Source organism: Exiguobacterium profundum, assembly GCF_042652865.1.
Lineage (GTDB): Bacteria > Bacillota > Bacilli > Exiguobacteriales > Exiguobacteriaceae > Exiguobacterium > Exiguobacterium profundum.
In genome coordinates this window covers 311004-327704 of the sequence record NZ_JBHSHG010000001.1, presented here as the reverse complement: position 1 = coordinate 327704, position 16701 = coordinate 311004, and the positions used below count along the sequence as shown (strand labels likewise).

Annotated in this window: 19 protein-coding genes; 5 read left to right on the top strand and 14 right to left on the bottom strand. The window is 46.1% G+C overall.

The features are described from left to right. Nucleotides 1-21: 21 nt before the first annotated feature. From ACFO4U_RS01675 to ACFO4U_RS01650, 6 genes are all read right to left on the bottom strand, one after another. Complete coding sequence (locus ACFO4U_RS01675) at nt 22-288, bottom strand: PTS sugar transporter subunit IIB (protein WP_074037399.1); 267 nt, start codon at nt 286-288, stop codon at nt 22-24. Beyond that, on the bottom strand, nt 288-2309 hold the full coding sequence (locus tag ACFO4U_RS01670) for a BglG family transcription antiterminator (RefSeq protein WP_074037401.1): 2022 nt from the start codon (nt 2307-2309) through the stop codon (nt 288-290). Before ACFO4U_RS01670 ends, ACFO4U_RS01675 begins: the two co-directional genes overlap by 1 nt. Nucleotides 2310-2466: 157 nt before the next feature. Then, complete coding sequence (locus ACFO4U_RS01665) at nt 2467-2658, bottom strand: hypothetical protein (RefSeq protein ID WP_074037402.1); 192 nt, start codon at nt 2656-2658, stop codon at nt 2467-2469. Then, entirely contained in the window at nt 2651-3187 is a 537-nt protein-coding gene (locus ACFO4U_RS01660) for a hypothetical protein (protein ID WP_214691107.1), read from the bottom strand. Before ACFO4U_RS01660 ends, ACFO4U_RS01665 begins: the two co-directional genes overlap by 8 nt. Further along, nucleotides 3184-3771 carry a phosphatase PAP2 family protein gene (locus ACFO4U_RS01655; protein WP_215244083.1) on the bottom strand — a complete coding sequence of 196 codons (588 nt, stop codon included), beginning with the start codon at nt 3769-3771 and terminating at the stop codon, nt 3184-3186. Before ACFO4U_RS01655 ends, ACFO4U_RS01660 begins: the two co-directional genes overlap by 4 nt. After that, nucleotides 3771-4316, bottom strand: a complete 546-nt coding sequence (locus ACFO4U_RS01650; RefSeq protein ID WP_015881233.1) for a phosphatidylglycerophosphatase A family protein — start codon at nt 4314-4316, stop codon at nt 3771-3773. The genes ACFO4U_RS01655 and ACFO4U_RS01650 overlap by 1 nt, the downstream gene beginning before the upstream one ends. Before the next feature lie 175 nt (nt 4317-4491). Here ACFO4U_RS01650 and ACFO4U_RS01645 point away from each other — a divergent pair, with 175 nt between their 5' ends. Beyond that, the gene (locus ACFO4U_RS01645; RefSeq protein ID WP_015881232.1) at nt 4492-5001 is read left to right on the top strand and encodes a YjcG family protein; all 510 of its coding nucleotides are present in this window, start codon (nt 4492-4494) and stop codon (nt 4999-5001) included. Nucleotides 5002-5003: 2 nt separating this feature from the next. Here ACFO4U_RS01645 and ACFO4U_RS01640 read toward each other — a convergent pair whose 3' ends face one another. Continuing rightward, a complete protein-coding gene (locus ACFO4U_RS01640) occupies nt 5004-5192 on the bottom strand; it encodes a hypothetical protein (protein WP_015881231.1) in 189 nt (62 codons plus the stop codon). An 83-nt stretch (nt 5193-5275) separates the two neighbouring features. Beyond that, nucleotides 5276-6049, bottom strand: coding sequence for an enoyl-ACP reductase FabI (gene fabI / locus ACFO4U_RS01635; RefSeq protein WP_074037406.1), 774 nt, complete (start codon nt 6047-6049; stop codon nt 5276-5278). Nucleotides 6050-6198: 149 nt separating this feature from the next. Here fabI and ACFO4U_RS01630 point away from each other — a divergent pair, with 149 nt between their 5' ends. After that, on the top strand, nt 6199-7365 hold the full coding sequence (locus tag ACFO4U_RS01630; RefSeq protein WP_031421494.1) for an FtsW/RodA/SpoVE family cell cycle protein: 1167 nt from the start codon (nt 6199-6201) through the stop codon (nt 7363-7365). Nucleotides 7366-7400: 35 nt separating this feature from the next. Here ACFO4U_RS01630 and ACFO4U_RS01625 read toward each other — a convergent pair whose 3' ends face one another. The 3 genes from ACFO4U_RS01625 to yjbM are packed head-to-tail and all read right to left on the bottom strand — an operon-like array spanning nt 7401 to nt 9722. After that, the gene (locus ACFO4U_RS01625) at nt 7401-8264 is read right to left on the bottom strand and encodes an RluA family pseudouridine synthase (protein WP_074037409.1); all 864 of its coding nucleotides are present in this window, start codon (nt 8262-8264) and stop codon (nt 7401-7403) included. Nucleotides 8265-8267: 3 nt separating this feature from the next. After that, a complete protein-coding gene (locus ACFO4U_RS01620) occupies nt 8268-9065 on the bottom strand; it encodes an NAD kinase (protein ID WP_196430470.1) in 798 nt (265 codons plus the stop codon). 12 nt (nt 9066-9077) lie between these two features. Continuing rightward, on the bottom strand, nt 9078-9722 hold the full coding sequence (gene yjbM, locus ACFO4U_RS01615; protein ID WP_214684573.1) for a GTP diphosphokinase: 645 nt from the start codon (nt 9720-9722) through the stop codon (nt 9078-9080). 109 nt (nt 9723-9831) lie between these two features. Between yjbM and ACFO4U_RS01610 the strand changes: the two genes are divergently transcribed. Both ACFO4U_RS01610 and ACFO4U_RS01605 read left to right on the top strand, forming a co-directional pair. Next, nucleotides 9832-10413: a CYTH domain-containing protein gene (locus tag ACFO4U_RS01610; RefSeq protein ID WP_215244084.1), complete on the top strand. Its 582-nt coding sequence runs from the start codon at nt 9832-9834 to the stop codon at nt 10411-10413. Between the two features lie 86 nt (nt 10414-10499). Further along, a complete protein-coding gene (locus ACFO4U_RS01605; protein WP_196430467.1) occupies nt 10500-11273 on the top strand; it encodes a DsbA family protein in 774 nt (257 codons plus the stop codon). A 204-nt stretch (nt 11274-11477) separates the two neighbouring features. Here ACFO4U_RS01605 and pepF read toward each other — a convergent pair whose 3' ends face one another. From pepF to cls, 3 genes are read right to left on the bottom strand one after another with little or no spacing between them, the layout of a single operon-like run. Next, entirely contained in the window at nt 11478-13280 is a 1803-nt protein-coding gene (pepF, locus tag ACFO4U_RS01600) for an oligoendopeptidase F (protein ID WP_215244085.1), read from the bottom strand. A 22-nt stretch (nt 13281-13302) separates the two neighbouring features. After that, the gene (locus ACFO4U_RS01595; RefSeq protein WP_215244086.1) at nt 13303-14358 is read right to left on the bottom strand and encodes a competence protein CoiA; all 1056 of its coding nucleotides are present in this window, start codon (nt 14356-14358) and stop codon (nt 13303-13305) included. A gap of 12 nt (nt 14359-14370) precedes the next feature. Next, on the bottom strand, nt 14371-15882 hold the full coding sequence (gene cls, locus ACFO4U_RS01590) for a cardiolipin synthase (RefSeq protein ID WP_215244087.1): 1512 nt from the start codon (nt 15880-15882) through the stop codon (nt 14371-14373). 83 nt (nt 15883-15965) lie between these two features. Here cls and ACFO4U_RS01585 point away from each other — a divergent pair, with 83 nt between their 5' ends. Beyond that, on the top strand, nt 15966-16691 hold the full coding sequence (locus ACFO4U_RS01585; protein WP_074037417.1) for an SDR family NAD(P)-dependent oxidoreductase: 726 nt from the start codon (nt 15966-15968) through the stop codon (nt 16689-16691). The last annotated feature ends 10 nt before the right edge of the window (nt 16692-16701 follow it).

Below are 16701 nucleotides of genomic sequence, written 5' to 3'. Positions count from 1 at the left end.
CCTAATAAAATTTCATCTATCTTAAACTTTTCCATCTAGTTTTGATTTAATTTCTTCAATATTCATCACGTTCTCGAGTGCGACGATTTCTTTTGAACCATCATCTAACGTTCCGATGATATCCTGAGCTCCGAGATAAATATCTGCTGGTTCAGTTCGTGCCGTCGCCAGGTCTGTATGAGAGACATCCGCCTCTTTCCCCATTTGTTCGAGTGCTTTTTTTACGTTCAATTCCATGATAAAGCTCGAGCCTAATCCATTACCGCATACCACTAAAATCTTTTTCATTATTCTTCCTCCTCTGAATAGCGATTGAGTACCTCAACAATATCGTCTACAGTGTCTGCTTCTAAAAGAAGTGACACGTCCTGTTCATTTCCTAATAGCTCGGTCAACTGTGCAAGGGCTTTTAAATGAGTCGTTTGATCGATTGCCGCTAGGACAAAGAAAGCACGAACCGGTTTCTCTCCAGGAAAGAATACAGGTTTTGTTAACTTCAGCACACTCATCCCAAGGTGATTTACACCATCTTCCGGCCTCGCATGAGGGATTGCAATTTGTGGCATGAGCACGATATACGGACCATGTTCTATGACGTTCTCAATCATCGTCTCAACATAACGAGATTCGATCGTTCCATTATCAACAAGTGGTTTGGCCGCGAGACGAATGGACTCCTGCCAATCCGATACTTGATCGTCAAGTTGGATTTCTTTTTTTGTTACGAGTTGATTTAGCACGGGTTGTCCCCCTTTCCATTCATCTTTCATCGGTTCATCTTGTAGCAGATGTTTCAATTCTTTTCTTAGTTGCGCTTCTTGATGGATTGTTGCATATTTCTTCACCACTTCGAGAATATCTGCGACTTCCATTCGGGCGACGCTCCCATTTGCGATGAAGCGCTGTTGGATTTGGCGCTTTAAGGCAAGCTGTTCTAGCCTTGTCGGTAGTGTCGGAACAAGCGTCACGTGTGCTTGTTGTTGAACCGCTAGCGGCAATGGCACCGTCGTAAAAATCAAATCGACAAGCGGTGCAAACTCCAAGACATCCCTTTGCGAAATTGGTGGCAGAAATACAAAGTCCGGAAATTGATTTTTCAAAATGTGATCGAGCATATGCGAAACGCTAATTCCGCTTGGACATACGACAATCGCTTTCATTTTTTCATCTAGATGTTGCCCCTGTTGATGAAGATGGGCCGCAAAATGAAGAGTGAAATACATGACTTCTGAACTTGGAATTTTCGTCTGAATTTGGTCTCGAATCGGGTCGAGAGAGCGGTCGACAATTACATTTAATACACGGTGCTCCTTCATCACATATCGTTCCAATTCATCTGACGGCATAATTTCGGTATGGACACGATTGAGCGTCGCTTTCGCATGGAGGACTAGTTTTTCACATAACGCTTCGCGTTCGATTACACGTGTACAACTCAAACCTTCAAAGCGCTCAATCACCTCAATCATGATAGACGCAAGATTTTGCTGTACCAGCTCATCCATTTCTTCCGACACTTTTGAACCACCTTGAATTAACATCATCAATGTCTCCCACAGCTGTGGAACATCTTCAAAATTGTCTCGGATTGATGCATCGACTTTTTCTGTCAACCAGGAATCGTCATCTTGAACATATGCGTCAGGTGATAACCTAGACCCAATCATCAGAAAATATGCTAATTTTTCACGATGGCTTTCGACAAACTGAAACTGATTCAAGTTTTCAAAATGTTCAATCTGTCCGATCCGTTCCATAAACTCAACTTGCCAAGAATCGAAACATAAATCGAGTAATTGAGCGAACGTTGACTTCTCAAGCAATTGTTCAATTGTTCGGTACACGTATAATGCGACCGTTTGGAGATGACCGTTGAACCGATATCCTTCTTTCCTCGTATAAGAAAAATCAATCCCGAATTGGGCCGCCTGCTTTTTAACGGTGTTCAAACTTTCTTGGACCGTATACTTGGAAACATCTAATAGGTGCTGAAAATGAAAACTGGATAGAAATTCGACTTGGGTCATCGCGAATAGCGTGATGACAAGCTCTCGTTCTTCTTCTGACCAGACTAATTCGGCGCGCTCGACTTGCTCGATTAGCGCCTCTGTCACGGTCAATTCTATTTTTGTTCCGTCCATCTTCAAATTCGATAGTCCGTTTCCGACGAGCCATTCTTGTATACGTTCCAATTCATATTCGACTGTCCGTCGAGAATATGGAAGCATCATCGTCAAGGTGTCTAGTGTCATTTGCTTTTCATGCAAGATGACATTTAAGATTCGTTTACTTTTTTCATTCAGTTGCATAGTAGAGGCCTCCTACACCTGTAGTATAAAACGAAATCAATCACAAAATGTAAGCGGTTACGACTGACTTTTGGGAACTTCGCCCACAAACTTCTGTCTCTTCATGAATGCATAAAAAAGAGACGAGTGAATCTTTATATTCATTCGTCTCTTGCCATTATGAATTCGCAGTGACCGGGTTTCTGCGATAAATCGTCACGCCACCATGCTTGGCCTCTCCTACTACTTGAAAGAGCCAGCCTTTCTCAATCAAAATGGTTCGAACGGATAAAAAATCTTCGCGTGGCACGTTCACTTCATCCACTTGTTCGTCCAATAATTGTTGAAATGTCATTTCCCAATCAGTCATGTTGATTCTCCTTACGTAAGTCTTCATCATGCATCCATTCAAATAGACGACGTCCTGATTCTAAGCGGTCCGCCTTATCCAACAATGCTGTCGGGACGATCCGCGTCGCCTCAATCGACTCATCTCCGGCAAAAACGACTGATTCATTCGTCATCTGTTCAATATACTGAAGCGCGAACAATAAAATCGATTTTTCTGTTTCCAATCCGCTTTCCCGTATCACAACATCAAATGACTCATCTCGTTTATTGTCCACTAGTAACGTCCGCCCCCCGTCGAGTAGAGCCAACGACGGCACAGCATCGACATGAAAAACTTCATATGAACGATAGGTGTGCTCATCACACAGTAAAAGGGGAACAAAACGACGTCGACCCGTCCATTTCTTTAACTGGAACAAAATTTTCATCGAGGTGAACCATGTCGCCCCTTCTCTATCTTTTTCCACTAATATCGTGGGAACTGATGCATCATCAGCTTCTTTCTTTTGAACGAATAACCATTTTGCTACATCTACCACAACGATCAAACCGTTCTCCTCCTTATGATCCATTCAGACAATGCAATCATCGTCAACGCAACGAGCCAACCGCCAAGCACATCACTAAAGTAATGAACGTTTAAGATGACTCGGCTGAGCGAGACCGCAAGGACGAGGCACAAGAGAATGAAGATGACGACTCTCGACTGTTTCTTTCGATACAGTACATAAGCTGTCAATCCATATAGTGCAAGCGATCCTGAGGCATGTCCGCTCGGAAAACTGTATGTCGTTGCATCGAGGGATGCATCAATGAGCGGTCGGTCGATTCCGTAGACGAGCTTCAGCACTTGAGTAAACAGAAGTGTCCCGATTCCGACGAGCGCTAGGCGCCATGCTTCGGTACGGTCCCCACGCCAATACCAGAACAACAATCCTAATATGGAGAGTCCCACAATGACTTGTGCACTCCCGAGCTCTGTCACGTAGGCAAACACTCGATCCGGTAGCGGCTGTAACCATTCATATACGAATGTGTTCATCGGATCGACCGCCCCTAAAACGACAAACACCGACACGATCACATATGCGACCGTCCCGGTGATGACCACCATCTGCGGTGTCCACTTCATCAATACAACCCTTTTCTTTCACGCATCTCTTCTTCTCCGAAATCGACCATATCTCTTAACCGGTGCGCCAATCGTCCTGAAGCGTTGGCAGCGATGGCACCGACGAGATCGTCCATGAACGTATGCACTTGCCCATCATCCATCTTCGTGTCGAGTTGTTTGATGATACCGATTTTTGCCTTGTCTAAGTATCCGAAAGTCGTAACGGCAATCGAACCATATGTGTTGACGGCACCGATCGCAATCGTCTCGTCCACTCCAAATAAACCTTCGTCTGAGGCGATAATCGACAGAAGCGGTTCAGATAATTGCCCTTTTTCAGCCAGCATATCGAGCTCTGATCCCACGAGAATCGCATGTTGTAGCTCACGTTTATCTAGAACCGCCTCGACAGAATCCATACAATCTTTTAATGAAAGATGCGGCGAATAGGGTGCCTGCATCTGGTATACGATTTCAGCAATCGATTCAATCGTAACCCCGCGTTCGAGCAAACGAGCACGAGCCGCTTCTCGGACGTCACGTGAGTGTGGTACGTGTTTCATAATAGGCGCAGGATCGAAATCCCGCTTCACATCCCTTCGTTCAGAGAGTCATCGTCTCTCTATATGATATAACCATTATACTGAAAAATTGAAAAAAGACGAACCCTGCTTTGACTTCCCACATTAAATCGGTCATCATTAACATGTAGGTTAAACGATTAAAGGGGGAAGAGGAATGAAGATTGGGGTAGTCTTATTTCCGTCTAAACAAGTGCAAGATTTTGCGAACTCTTATCGAAAACGCTATGACACAAAATATGCGTTGATTTCACCTCACGTGACCATTAAAGAGCGGACAGAGGTGTCAGAAGAAGACTTGCCGAAAGTACTCGAGTACTTGCAACAAGTTGCGGATTCGACTAAACCGATTCAGTTAAAAGTCGATGGCGTTCGGTCTTTCGCACCGACAAACAATGTCTTGTATTTAAAAGTGTTACCGACACGTGATTTGTCGACTCTTCAGCAACGACTGCATGAAGGTGTGCTCAACCAAACACCGAAATATGAATTCTTGCCGCACATCACGATTGGTCAAGATTTGACCGATGCCGAGCTGTTCGACGTCCTCGAACGTATGCGTATGGAGCAGGTTCATTTCGAAGAGACGATCACTCGGATGGCCGTCATGTATGAACTCGAAAATGAAACATGGAACGTCTATGAGACGTTCCGTTTCCGAGGCTAACCTTATATGCTCCGGTCGACATAGCGACCGGGGTTTTTTTCTTGCTCTTCTTCAAGCCATTCTTCACGTCGAGGTCGGATTCGTTGGACACGTTTGATTCGTGTCACCGGTTCGATGCTTGCTCGACCTGATGGCTGGACTTGTCGGTTGACGTATTGTACGACAGTAAAATCAATCTGATAGGGACCCATGATCTGACCTCCTTCATAGGTCCTTACCCGATTTATTCACGAGGTAATACAAAAATGGCGCATCACTGCGCCATTCCCCAAACTTATAAAATATGGTATCCGCTATCTACGTGAATGACTTCGCCGGTCACGCCACTTCCCATCCCCGAGAGGAGGAAGAGACCTGTCGAAGCTACTTCTTCCGCCGAAACGTTTCGACGCAATGGCGCCTTCTGTTCAAGCTCAGAAAGGATACTGTTGAAATCACCAACCCCTTTGGCTGACAATGTACGAATCGGCCCCGCCGAGATAGCATTGACACGCACACCATGTGGACCGTATTCGTTCGCCAAATACTTGACGCTCGAATCAAGTGCCGCTTTGGCGACACCCATCAAGTTGTAGTTCGGAACGACACGCTCGCCGCCGAGGTAAGTGAGTGTGATCACCGAGGCGTCTTGTGCGAAGTAAGGCTTCGCCGCTTTCACAACTGCCGTCAAACTATATGCTGAGATGTCTAATGCCTGCGCGAACTGACCACGTGTCATTTCTGAGAACTCACCGCGCAATGCTTCTTTGTCAGCAAATGCGATCGAATGCGCGATTCCTTGAATCTCGCCAGCTTGTTCGTGAATCGAACGGAATGTTGAATCAATCGCTTCGTCATTCGTCACATCACACTCAAGTAGAATCGCTTCTTGTTTCAACTCACTTGCGAGTGACTCGAGACCCGATTTGAATCGTTCTGCCGCATACGTTAACACGAGCTTCGCCCCTGCCTCATCAAGCGTTTTGGCAATCGCCCATGCAATCGAGCGCTTGTTGGCAATCCCCATGACGACGTACGTTTTATTCGTTAATGTTGGATAAATTGACATCATAAACTCCCCTTTTTAGTACCTGGTGATAATATCTGTTCTCAGATTACAGAAAGGTTTCTGTTTTGTCAACCGACTCGTTACGTATTGCGATTTTTTTAAGTTGCGGTAAGATAAAATACGTATAGAAAGGGTGATTCGACTCCATTATGAACCGTATACAATCATATTTTAAAAGTTTAGATACGACACTGTTGACCATCGTCTTCCTATTGATGATCATCAGTCTCGGTGCAATCTATACCGCTCAACCGATGTTGCCAACGCGACTTCAACATATCAACTTTGCTCTTGAACAAGGCATTCGTTATGTCATCGGCTTTTTTGCAATGTTCGCGATTATGACGATTGAATATGAGCAACTCCGGAAAATCCATTGGTACTTATACGCATTCGGTCTACTTCTGCTCGTCGGTCTGATTCCGTTACGTGACACGTCGCTCGTACCGAACATCAACGGGGCGTATGGTTGGTATAACGTGCCTGGATTCAGTTTCCAGCCAGCCGAATTCATGAAGCTCTTTTTATTGATTTCTATGTCGACCATCGTCTATGAGCACAATAAACGTTACGGATCGTCACAACTCGATACATGGCTCCTCGTGAAACTGGTACTAGTCGCCATCCCGCCGCTCGGGCTGATTGTGACACAACCGGACTTAGGGACCGGGCTCGTTCTGATGACGATGCTCGGCGCCATCATCATTGTCTCGGGAATCGGTTGGAAGTGGCTTCTTGGTCTCTTCAGCGCTGCGGCTTTGACCATCGGCACATTCATGTATCTGTTCTTTGCCCATTTCGAAGTCTTACAAGCATTCGTACCTGGACACGCCCTCAACCGCTTCCAGGCCTGGATTTATCCTTACGAATATTCAGATGATCTGGCATTCCAATTAATCAAATCGCTACAGGCGATTGGTTCTGGACAGATGTTCGGAGCAGGATACGGCCAGGGTCTCGTCTATTTACCGGAATCTCAAACGGACTTCATATTTGCTGTTATCGCAGAACACTATGGGTTCATTGGCGCAGCTCTCGTGATCATCGTCTTCTTCTTATTCCTCTATCGGATGATTCACATTGCGTTAGAGTCTAGTAGCGCGTTCGGAAGTTATATCGTCACCGGTGTCATCGCCATGTTCACGTTCCAAGTGTTCCAAAACATCGGTATGACAATCGGTGTCTTGCCGATCACTGGACTTACCCTCCCGTTCGTCAGTTACGGGGGAACAGGGATTATCATGAACATGATTGCCATCGGTCTCGTCATGAACGTGGCCTCTAAATCAAAAACCTATATGTTTGATGATGATTGACAAAATCCCTCAAGGTTTTACCTTGAGGGATTTCTTTATATAGTTCGAAAATCTTCCGGAATTGGCGCCTCAATCTGAATCTCATCCCCTGTCATCGGATGAATGAATCGCGCAGACGCGCTGTGAAGGGCGTGACGGGGCATACGAGTCGTTCCCCCATACATGGAGTCCCCAATGAGCGGATGACCAATATGGCGCAAATGCACGCGAATTTGATGGGTCCGTCCCGTCTCGAGTCGAATCGTCAATAACGAGCCGCTCTCAAATGGCTGACACGCGAGGATATGCGTGATGGCGCGTTGTCCCTCAGTTGTCACGACTCGCTCCATAATCGAGTTCTCGGCACGCCCAATCGGTGCATCAATCGTTTGTGGTGTCACTTCTTCTTCGACCAATGCCTTATACGTACGTACCAATCCATTCGCTTTCTGAAGTTCACTAAATCGATGATGAATAAATCCATACTTTGCAAACAAGACGACACCGCTCGTGTCGCGATCGAGCCGATTGATCACGTGAATCGCAGATGACAGACCGATGCGTTGATAATAGCCGAGTACAGCGTTCGCAAGTGTATCGGTCGGATGTAGTCGTGATGGAATCGTGGCAATCCCTGCCGGTTTATCGACCGCCAACAGCGTATCATCTTCATACAGAATTCGAATAGGACGATCTGAGGCGACCATGTCGAGTGAAGGGGCTTCAAGCGGGAATCGCACCATCACTTCATCCCCTGGTTCGAGTTCATGTCTTACGGTGCGGTGCATGCCATTCACTTCAATATCCCCTTCATGCTTCACGAGTGTGAGCATCTTTCGAGAAATCCCCATATCTTGCATTAAAAAGTCGCGAAGTGGGACGGCTTTCTCCACAACGCGACGAATCGTAAACCCTTGCATTCGTTACTTTCCTTCCTCGATGAACGATTCGCGAACTCGGCGCCAGAATGGGAAGGGCCGGAAGCGAGCGAACGTCACTTTTTCTTTTGCGACCGCACATCGAATCGAGACGACATCCGACCAGGACAACGCTTCTTGATGGTCAAACGCCAATTCAAATTCGGTTTTCGTGTGCGGTTTGATTTTCACTTGATGGTGTTTTGGTAAGAGAAGCGGTGCACCGATCGTTCGATACACTAGGTTGTTGATTGAAGCCATCTCAGTCACTTGAATGGCTTCAATCGATGGGTGAACGATTGCTCCACCGAGTGCCTTATTGTAGGCGGTCGAACCCGATGGTGTCGAAATACATAATCCATCTCCACGGAACGTTTCAAAGTAGTCGTCTCGAATCGATAAATCACAGACGAGCGTTCGCTTGTAGTTCTTAATCGTGCAATCATTCATCGCCAGTCGACGATCAGTCTCCCCGTCCTCATAGTCAATGAGCACCTCAACGAGCGGATAGGAGACCGGCTCGAACGATTCGCTCGTGATCATCTCGGTCAATTCATCCAACTCATCCGGTTGCCAATCGGCATAAAAGCCGAGATGCCCGGTATGAATCCCGACAAGTAGCGTTTCATCGAGTCGGTCGATGTATTTATGAAACGCCTGTAACATCGTCCCGTCCCCTCCGACCGATACTACGATTCGGGGCTGTTCAGATAATGTATGCCCGGCAGCTTGAAGTTTTTGAGTCAGTTCCTCGGCGATCTCCGCTGATCGCGTATCTCCCCTCGATACAATCGCAAACTGCATATCGGTTTCCCCCTAGTCTTCGTCCGTTTTCACGTTCATCTCTTTATCCCGAAACACCTGCTGGGCGTCCTGAATTTCAACGCGGAGTTGGCTCATCTCGGCATCGAGTAAAAAGGCCGCCTCGGCTGCACGTCTCAATCGTTCCTGAACTTCAAGAGGCATGTCACCATCATATTTATAATTCAATGAGTGCTCAATCGTGGCCCAGAAATTCATCGCAAGCGTGCGGATTTGCACTTCAACGAGCGTAGGGATTTCACCTTGAATCGTCTGAACCGGGTACTCGATGATGACATGATACGATCGATAGCCCGAGTCTTTCTGATGGGTAATGTAATTGCGTTCTTCCACTATTTTAAAATCTGTTCGACGATGTAGCAAATCCAAGACGTGAACGATATCATCGACAAATTGACACATGATTCGTAATCCCGCTATATCCTGCATATCCGTCGCCAATTCATGGTCAGCGATATTTTTTCGTTTCGCTTTCTCGAGAATGCTCCCGACCGGCTTCACTCGACCTGTGACAAATTCAATCGGAGAATGGTCATTTTGGGACTTGAATTGCTTTCGAACGGCTTTCAATTTGACTTTCAACTCGTCTACCGCGATTTGATACGGTACTAAAAACTGATCCCAGTTCATTGATTGCATACGCTGTCACCACTTTCGTTCTTTTCCGGAAAAAACGCGTCCTTTCCGTATGTATCCGTTTGTATGGTATCATAAACGAACAATTGTTCATAGAATGGAGCGATGATTCATGACCCAAGAAGTGGAAATTGAATTTAAATCAATGTTGACGAAAGACGAGTATGAGACACTCCTACGTGCCTATCAGCTTGATGACCAAGTTCGTTGGCAGGCGAATGATTATTTCGACACCCCTTCCTTTCAGCTAAAAGCGAACGGGGCAGCACTTCGCATTCGCGAGAAGAAACATGGTCAAGTGCTGACGTTAAAGCAACCCAACGAGGTCGGCTTACTTGAGACACACGCCACAATTACAGAAGATGAGGCTGAGGATTTGTTTAAGTATGGAATCATTCATGACGAGCAAATGAAGCAGGCATTGGCTCCGTTTCAGCTAAATGAACCGCTTGAGCATCTCGGTCGACTCGAGACGAACCGGGCAGAGCTCCAGACAGAAGACGGTCTCCTCGTTTTGGACGAAAGCCATTATTTGGAGACGACCGACTATGAAATAGAATTTGAAGTGACGAATGAAGAAGAGGGAAAACGTGCGTTCGAAGGACTTCTTGAAAAACATGCTCTCCCCTATCGTCCCGCTAAAAATAAAATCGTCCGATTCATGGAATTAAAAATAAGTCGGTTGGAAGGTTGAGCAGATACATTGCCAACCTTTTTTTTTCGTTGCTACAATGAGTTTACAAAGTTAAATGAGTTTTTTGACGAGAGGAGGCGACACAAATGGAACTTGAACAATGTAATGGGTCATCCTGTTCACTGGAAGAAACTCCTATTCAAGTAACGTATAAGCCATTGGAGTTATTCTATTTCATGGACATCTCAAGTCCTGAGAACTTTCATGTGATGACACTGATCAAAAAGTTAGAGATTGAATACGGACACGTGATTCGTTTTCGAATGGTCTCTACCGTTCCTAGCTGTGTTGGCGGATGTCAGGAAGAAGTTCGCCTTCTCACCATGATCAAAGCGCTGGAATTACAAGGGAAACGTCATGCGATGCGCTTCTTGCGTCATTTGCATGTGAATGATCTATTCTCTGGTGAACAACTCGGTTCAATCGATTTATGGGAAATCGCACGTTCTTTCGAAGAGTATGGCCTTGATTTAAGTGAACTCGAAGCCGATCTTCAATCGAACCAGCTCTTGAATGCATTAGCTGTCGACCATCAAGTGTTGAAAGATTGGGAGATTGAGTCATTGCCCGCACTCACATTCGTGACGCGCGATGAAGCATTGAAGATTGAAGGGGTTTATCCGTACGATGTCTATCAATCGGTCATGACTGAATTGTTAGGTTATGCACCGAGCCGTACGACCGATTGGGATGTAGCCAAAGTGTTGGCACGCTATGATGCTTCGACCATCACAGAGCTATCGTACATTCTAGACTTAGAGAAGACAGTGATTGAACGCGAATTGAAGAAGCTCTCCCTACAACAGCGTTGCCGTCCTGTGCCAGGATGTAGCGGTGAAGCGTGGGCTCAAACGAAATAAAAAAGAACCCCATGGCCGGGGAGCCATGGGGTTTTTGACGTCTCAAGCGGGGACAAGAGACATCGAACCTTGAGGCCCGGGGAAGGCCTACAAGATGGGAGAAAGTTTACGGTCAATAAAGGGGTTTGTGATTGATTTCACACTTATAATATACCTAGTGCAGAATCATCTGACAACCTCTTTGTGCATATTGTCACATATTGTTCACGAGAACAATAATGATTCCATTTCATCAAGAACCACTTCGAACTGATCGAGCGCTTTTAATACCGGCTCCTTCGTCGTCATATCGACGCCAGCCGCCTTCAACACCTCGATCGGATAGTCACTAGAACCCGCCTTCAAGAAGTTATCGATATAACGACGCACGGCTGGCTCCCCTTCTTCCATGATCTGTTGTGACAGTGCAGCAGATGCCGAAATCCCTGTCGCATATTGATAGACGTAGTAGTTGTAATAGAAGTGCGGGATGCGCGCCCACTCATATGAAATCTCTTCATCGATGACAATCTCGTCTCCGAAGTAACGTTTGTTCAACTCGAGGTATGTTTCATTTAAGTACTCCGGAGTGAGCGATACGCCTTCTTGAGCAGCTTGATGAATCATGTGTTCGAATTCAGCGAACATCGTTTGACGGAACAATGTTCCACGGAACGTTTCAAGCTGATTGTTCAACAAGTAGAGACGTTCTTCTTTCGCTGTTCTCGTTTTCAACAAATGGTCATTCAACAAAGCTTCGTTCGTCGTCGATGCCACTTCTGCAACGAAGATCGAGTAATCGCCATACGGATATGGTTGCGATGCGCGCGTGTAATGACTATGCACCGAGTGTCCGAACTCGTGTGCGAGCGTGAACAAGTTGTTGACGTTATCTTGCCAGTTCATCAGGATGAACGGTTGCGTATCGTATGCTCCCGAGGAGTAAGCACCGCTACGCTTACCGCGTGTCTCTCGAACGTCGACCCAACGCGAATCGAGACCGTCTTTGACGATTTGGACGTACTCTTCTCCGAGTGGTGCCAAACCATCTACCATCCATTGTTTCGCTTCTTCATACGATACTTTCATTTCGACATCTTTGATGAGTGGTGTGTAGAGGTCATACATATGCAACTCATCTAAGCCGAGCGCTCGCTTACGCAACGCGACATAACGATGTAACAAGTCGAGTCGTTCGTTTACCGCTTCTACAAGCCCGTCGTATACAGACTCCGGAATCGCATTATGATGGAGCGCGGACTGTCTTGCACTTTCAAACTTACGGACAGTCGCATAGAAGTTATCTTTCTTCACACTTCCAGATAATGTTGAAGCGAACGTATTCAAATATTGCGCGTACGTCCCGTACATCGCTTTAAATGCCCCTTCGCGAACGCTTCGGTCAGCCGATTCAAGGAACGTGATATATCGACCGTGCGTCAACTCAACTTCTTCCCCTTTTTCATTTTTCACTTTCGGGAATTTTAAATCTGCGTTGTTGAGCATACCGAACGTCGAGCTCGATTGACCAAGCACATCTCCGGCTTGTGCCAAAATCGATTCTTCCGCCTCCGTCAACACGTGTGGACGCTCTAGTGCCAACTCATCGAATGCATGACGATAAACGCGAAGTGACTCATTCTGCTCCATGAAGGCTTCAATCTGATTCTCATCAATCGAGAGCAACTCAGGTGTCATAAACGCGAGTTGTGCTGAAACTTGAGACGCAAGTGAGCCGGCACGATCATTCAATGCTTGATAATGGCTATTCGCCGTGTCTTCGTCATAGCGCATATGAGCATACGTATATAGCTTATGTAACTGACGTGAGAGATCGTCCCGAAGTTGCAACGCTTCGTGCAACGTTTCCGCCGACTCCCCAAGGCGTCCTTTAAATCCAATCAATGCCGGCACTTTCTCTTTTAACGCTTGAAAATCCGATTCCCAAGCCTCGTCATTGCTGTAGATGGTTTCTAAGTTCCATGTTTCTTCCACTGGAACTTGCTGTCTAGTCAATACCTCTGACATACGTCCACTTCCTTTTCGATGATTAAGTCGATTGTAAAATCAATCGCTGAAGTCCTTGAAACAAACGTGTATCGTGATGTCTGGCCTCCTCGTAATGCTTTGGATGCGGCCATGACCTGACATCACAGGATAGACGACTCGCATTCAAGAGTTGTTTCCATTGTACATGAAATGACTGGGAAAAGTCGCTTGTCGGTGTCACTCCAAATTGTCGACATGTTTTTTGAATACTCCATTCCACGGAATCGCGCGGTGACTCGTATCGATTCAAATAATGCACGGTCTGAAAATCAATCGGATGTACACGGATTCCCCAAAGCGATGAAAGCGGAAGGTAACAGGCGGTCGGTAATAATCCGGGTAACAGACCAAGTGGATAGAGCCGATTCAATATGAGACGTCGATTTAGCGGAGACGGATAAATCGGCAACATGCGTTTACGACGAATCATCTCTATCCATTCAAAAGCATCGAACCGATAATAGGCTTCGTACGGTGACGTGTTCACTGAAGATGAGATTTCCCAGTTTCCGATTCCATACTTGATCGAAATCGGAAATCCATTGAAGCGTAACAATCTCCCATTTTTCACAGTCAATAACCGATGTCGCTGAAAAAGTTCTAGACGCATCCATGGTTGAAACGATTGATTGCTTCTCAAATCGAGACCGCTCGCAATCCAAACCACATCAAACCCCGCTCGTCGATAATCATTCGTTCGTTCGGCGTATTCTCCAGGTCGTAAAGGAGACGCCTGAATTTCGAACACGGTGTGCTGCCCGTCCATGTTCGTGAGGATGTCAGCCCGACGATTCTTAATCGTCACTTCTTGCTCGACAGGATAGCCATTCTCTTGAAGCCACTGGCATATTGCCCATTTATCCTGATGATGCATGACCGATTCAGCTCTCCCACAGGTGTGGATATGCGCAAAATGCAGCCGTTTCTTCACACCTTGCTTCACAATCAACATTTCTTGACAAGTCGGGCATCGAAAAGGAGCAAGTTGCTCTGCTTGCATCCGATTTAATGTAAAGGAATCAACGATATCCCCTTCCCGATCGATTGCAAACCGCATCTTGCTCCCTCCTCATAGCAGTGGTGAAAACATTCTGGCTAATGATTCAACGAGTTTGATAAAGAATGACCGTTTCGCGAACTCTTCTAATACGAGTTCGTGTGACCCTTCGAAATCATCATATAAGTCTTGTTTCAGTTGATGGACTGAGTTCGTGTTATAGAGGAGCGCATTGACCTCGAAGTTCAAATGAAAGCTCCGAAAATCCATGTTCGCCGTCCCAATCGTGGCTAATCCATCATCCACCACGATGACTTTTGAATGCATGAATCCCTTCTCATATAGATAGATCTTTACACCGGCGAGTAACAGTTCTTCATAATAGGACCGACTCGCGTAGAAAACGATTTTATGGTCGGGATAACTCGGTAAGACGATGCGGACATCAATTCCTGATAATGATGCCGTCTTTAAGGCACTCATAATGTCTTCATCCGGAATCAAGTAAGGTGACGAAATGTAGACAGATTTTTTTGCAGCATTGATGAGTGAAAAGTAAATGGATTTCATCGTCTCATAAGGTTCATCCGGTCCACTCGCAACGATTTGAACCCCTCCGCTCGCACTTCTTACCGTCTCAAGCGGCTCTAGATAGAACGGTGTGAATAGGCGTTCCCCGGTCATGTAATACCAATCTTGCAAGAAAATCAGTTGCAGTTCAGATACCCCTTCTCCTCTGACATACAGATGAGTGTCGCGCCAAAATCCGAACTTAGAGTGCTCACCCAAGTACTCATCCCCTACATTCAAGCCACCTGTGAATGCCTCGGTACCATCGATGACCACGATTTTTCGGTGGTTTCGATAGTTCGTCTTACTCGAAACGAGTGGCAATACAACTGGAAAGAATGCCTGGACTTGGACACCGGCTTGCTTCATCTCTTCAAAGAACGTGCCACTCGTATGAATGGACCCGACCGCATCGTACAAAAACCGGACTTCGACCCCCGCCTTCGCCTTTTCAATCAAGATTCGCTGTATTTCCCGAGAAATACGATCTTCCCGAAAAATATAATACTCTAGATGGATGTGTCGGGACGCTCCTTTCAGAGCCGGCAATAACTTCGAGAATTTTTCAAGGCCGTTCGTCAAGATTTGGGTATACGTATTCGATGAAACAGGTAATTGGTTCAACGAAGAAGTAAGATGCATCAGCTTCTCATAATCGTCGTGGGCGAACATAAGAGACGGCGACAACGTCATCGCTTTCTGACGATAGGCCAAGTATGTCTCTTCATCAAGCATCGCTTTTTCTTTGAACATACGTTTACGTCGATAGTTCTGGCCGAATACAAAGTATGCAAATAATCCGATGACTGGAAAACCAATCATGACGATTGCCCAAATGAGCGTACGTTGTGGATTTCGATTTTCAAGTAAGATGACGAGTAATATACTGAACGTTGTCAAAAAGACGAGAATCGAGAACAATCCAATTACTTGTGAGCTCCAGTAATACGATAATATCGCAATGAGTCCTGCGAGCAAAATGAGGGAAAAGAGTACTTGTATGCGTCGCAACATATTATAAGCTGACCTCGTTTCTGTCATGTATTATCATTAATTATACATCGTAACGTCATCTTTTTGAGGGGAGCGAATGAATTATGGGGACTTTTCTGATCACAGGTGCGACAAGCGGGATTGGTCGCGCCGTCGCTTTACAGTTGACTGCTAAGGGGCACCGAGTCATCGGGATCGGTCGGGATGAAACAAGAGGCACCTCTCTCGAGTCTGATTCAAATGGACAAGCCACATTCATTCGATGTGACCTTGCTTCGACAGAGGACATCGACCATCTTTTCTCTCAGTTGAAAGAGCAAGGTGTGACCTTGAACGGATTATTTAATAACGCCGCTACTTTTGGTAGACCGGGCACACCTGAACGTTTGACACATGAGTCGTATAACGAGGTATTCGATGTCAACTTGTATGCGCTGAACACCGTCACACAACGTGCCATTCCCCTATTTGACCAAGGAGCGAGTGTCGTCAACAATGCCGCCATCGTTGGGCACGTCAAGTTTCCACCGATGCTCGCGCACTATGCCGCTTCAAAGGCGGCCGTAATAGCCTTAACTAAAACGTTCGCACACCGAATGAAAGGAAAAGTAAGATTCAATGCCGTTTGTTTTGGACCGATTGACACACCGCTCAGTCACAAGCTATATGGGGGTGAAGCAAAGTTCAAAGAGGCGATGACCCACCATTTCCGGGGACATGCCGCACATCCTGAGGAAGTGGCGCCGGTCGTAGAATTTTTATTGACTGATGCTTCAACTTACATTAACGGCCAAGCCATCACAGTCGATGGCGGATATACATTGTCTTGAACAGAGACCA

Excerpts from the sequence above, each read along its gene's own strand:
- ACFO4U_RS01675 (WP_074037399.1), bottom strand. The coding sequence starts at position 288 with ATGAAAAAGATTTTAGTGGTATGCGGTAATGGATTAGGCTCGAGCTTT.
- ACFO4U_RS01670 (WP_074037401.1), bottom strand. The coding sequence starts at position 2,309 with ATGCAACTGAATGAAAAAAGTAAACGAATCTTAAATGTCATCTTGCAT.
- ACFO4U_RS01665 (WP_074037402.1), bottom strand. The coding sequence starts at position 2,658 with ATGACTGATTGGGAAATGACATTTCAACAATTATTGGACGAACAAGTG.
- ACFO4U_RS01655 (WP_215244083.1), bottom strand. The coding sequence starts at position 3,771 with ATGAAGTGGACACCGCAGATGGTGGTCATCACCGGGACGGTCGCATAT.
- ACFO4U_RS01650 (WP_015881233.1), bottom strand. The coding sequence starts at position 4,316 with ATGAAACACGTACCACACTCACGTGACGTCCGAGAAGCGGCTCGTGCT.
- ACFO4U_RS01645 (WP_015881232.1), top strand. The coding sequence starts at position 4,492 with ATGAAGATTGGGGTAGTCTTATTTCCGTCTAAACAAGTGCAAGATTTT.
- ACFO4U_RS01640 (WP_015881231.1), bottom strand. The coding sequence starts at position 5,192 with ATGGGTCCCTATCAGATTGATTTTACTGTCGTACAATACGTCAACCGA.
- fabI (WP_074037406.1), bottom strand. The coding sequence starts at position 6,049 with ATGTCAATTTATCCAACATTAACGAATAAAACGTACGTCGTCATGGGG.
- ACFO4U_RS01630 (WP_031421494.1), top strand. The coding sequence starts at position 6,199 with ATGAACCGTATACAATCATATTTTAAAAGTTTAGATACGACACTGTTG.
- ACFO4U_RS01625 (WP_074037409.1), bottom strand. The coding sequence starts at position 8,264 with ATGCAAGGGTTTACGATTCGTCGCGTTGTGGAGAAAGCCGTCCCACTT.
- ACFO4U_RS01620 (WP_196430470.1), bottom strand. The coding sequence starts at position 9,065 with ATGCAGTTTGCGATTGTATCGAGGGGAGATACGCGATCAGCGGAGATC.
- yjbM (WP_214684573.1), bottom strand. The coding sequence starts at position 9,722 with ATGCAATCAATGAACTGGGATCAGTTTTTAGTACCGTATCAAATCGCG.
- ACFO4U_RS01610 (WP_215244084.1), top strand. The coding sequence starts at position 9,832 with ATGACCCAAGAAGTGGAAATTGAATTTAAATCAATGTTGACGAAAGAC.
- ACFO4U_RS01605 (WP_196430467.1), top strand. The coding sequence starts at position 10,500 with ATGGAACTTGAACAATGTAATGGGTCATCCTGTTCACTGGAAGAAACT.
- pepF (WP_215244085.1), bottom strand. The coding sequence starts at position 13,280 with ATGTCAGAGGTATTGACTAGACAGCAAGTTCCAGTGGAAGAAACATGG.
- ACFO4U_RS01595 (WP_215244086.1), bottom strand. The coding sequence starts at position 14,358 with ATGCGGTTTGCAATCGATCGGGAAGGGGATATCGTTGATTCCTTTACA.
- cls (WP_215244087.1), bottom strand. The coding sequence starts at position 15,882 with ATGTTGCGACGCATACAAGTACTCTTTTCCCTCATTTTGCTCGCAGGA.
- ACFO4U_RS01585 (WP_074037417.1), top strand. The coding sequence starts at position 15,966 with ATGGGGACTTTTCTGATCACAGGTGCGACAAGCGGGATTGGTCGCGCC.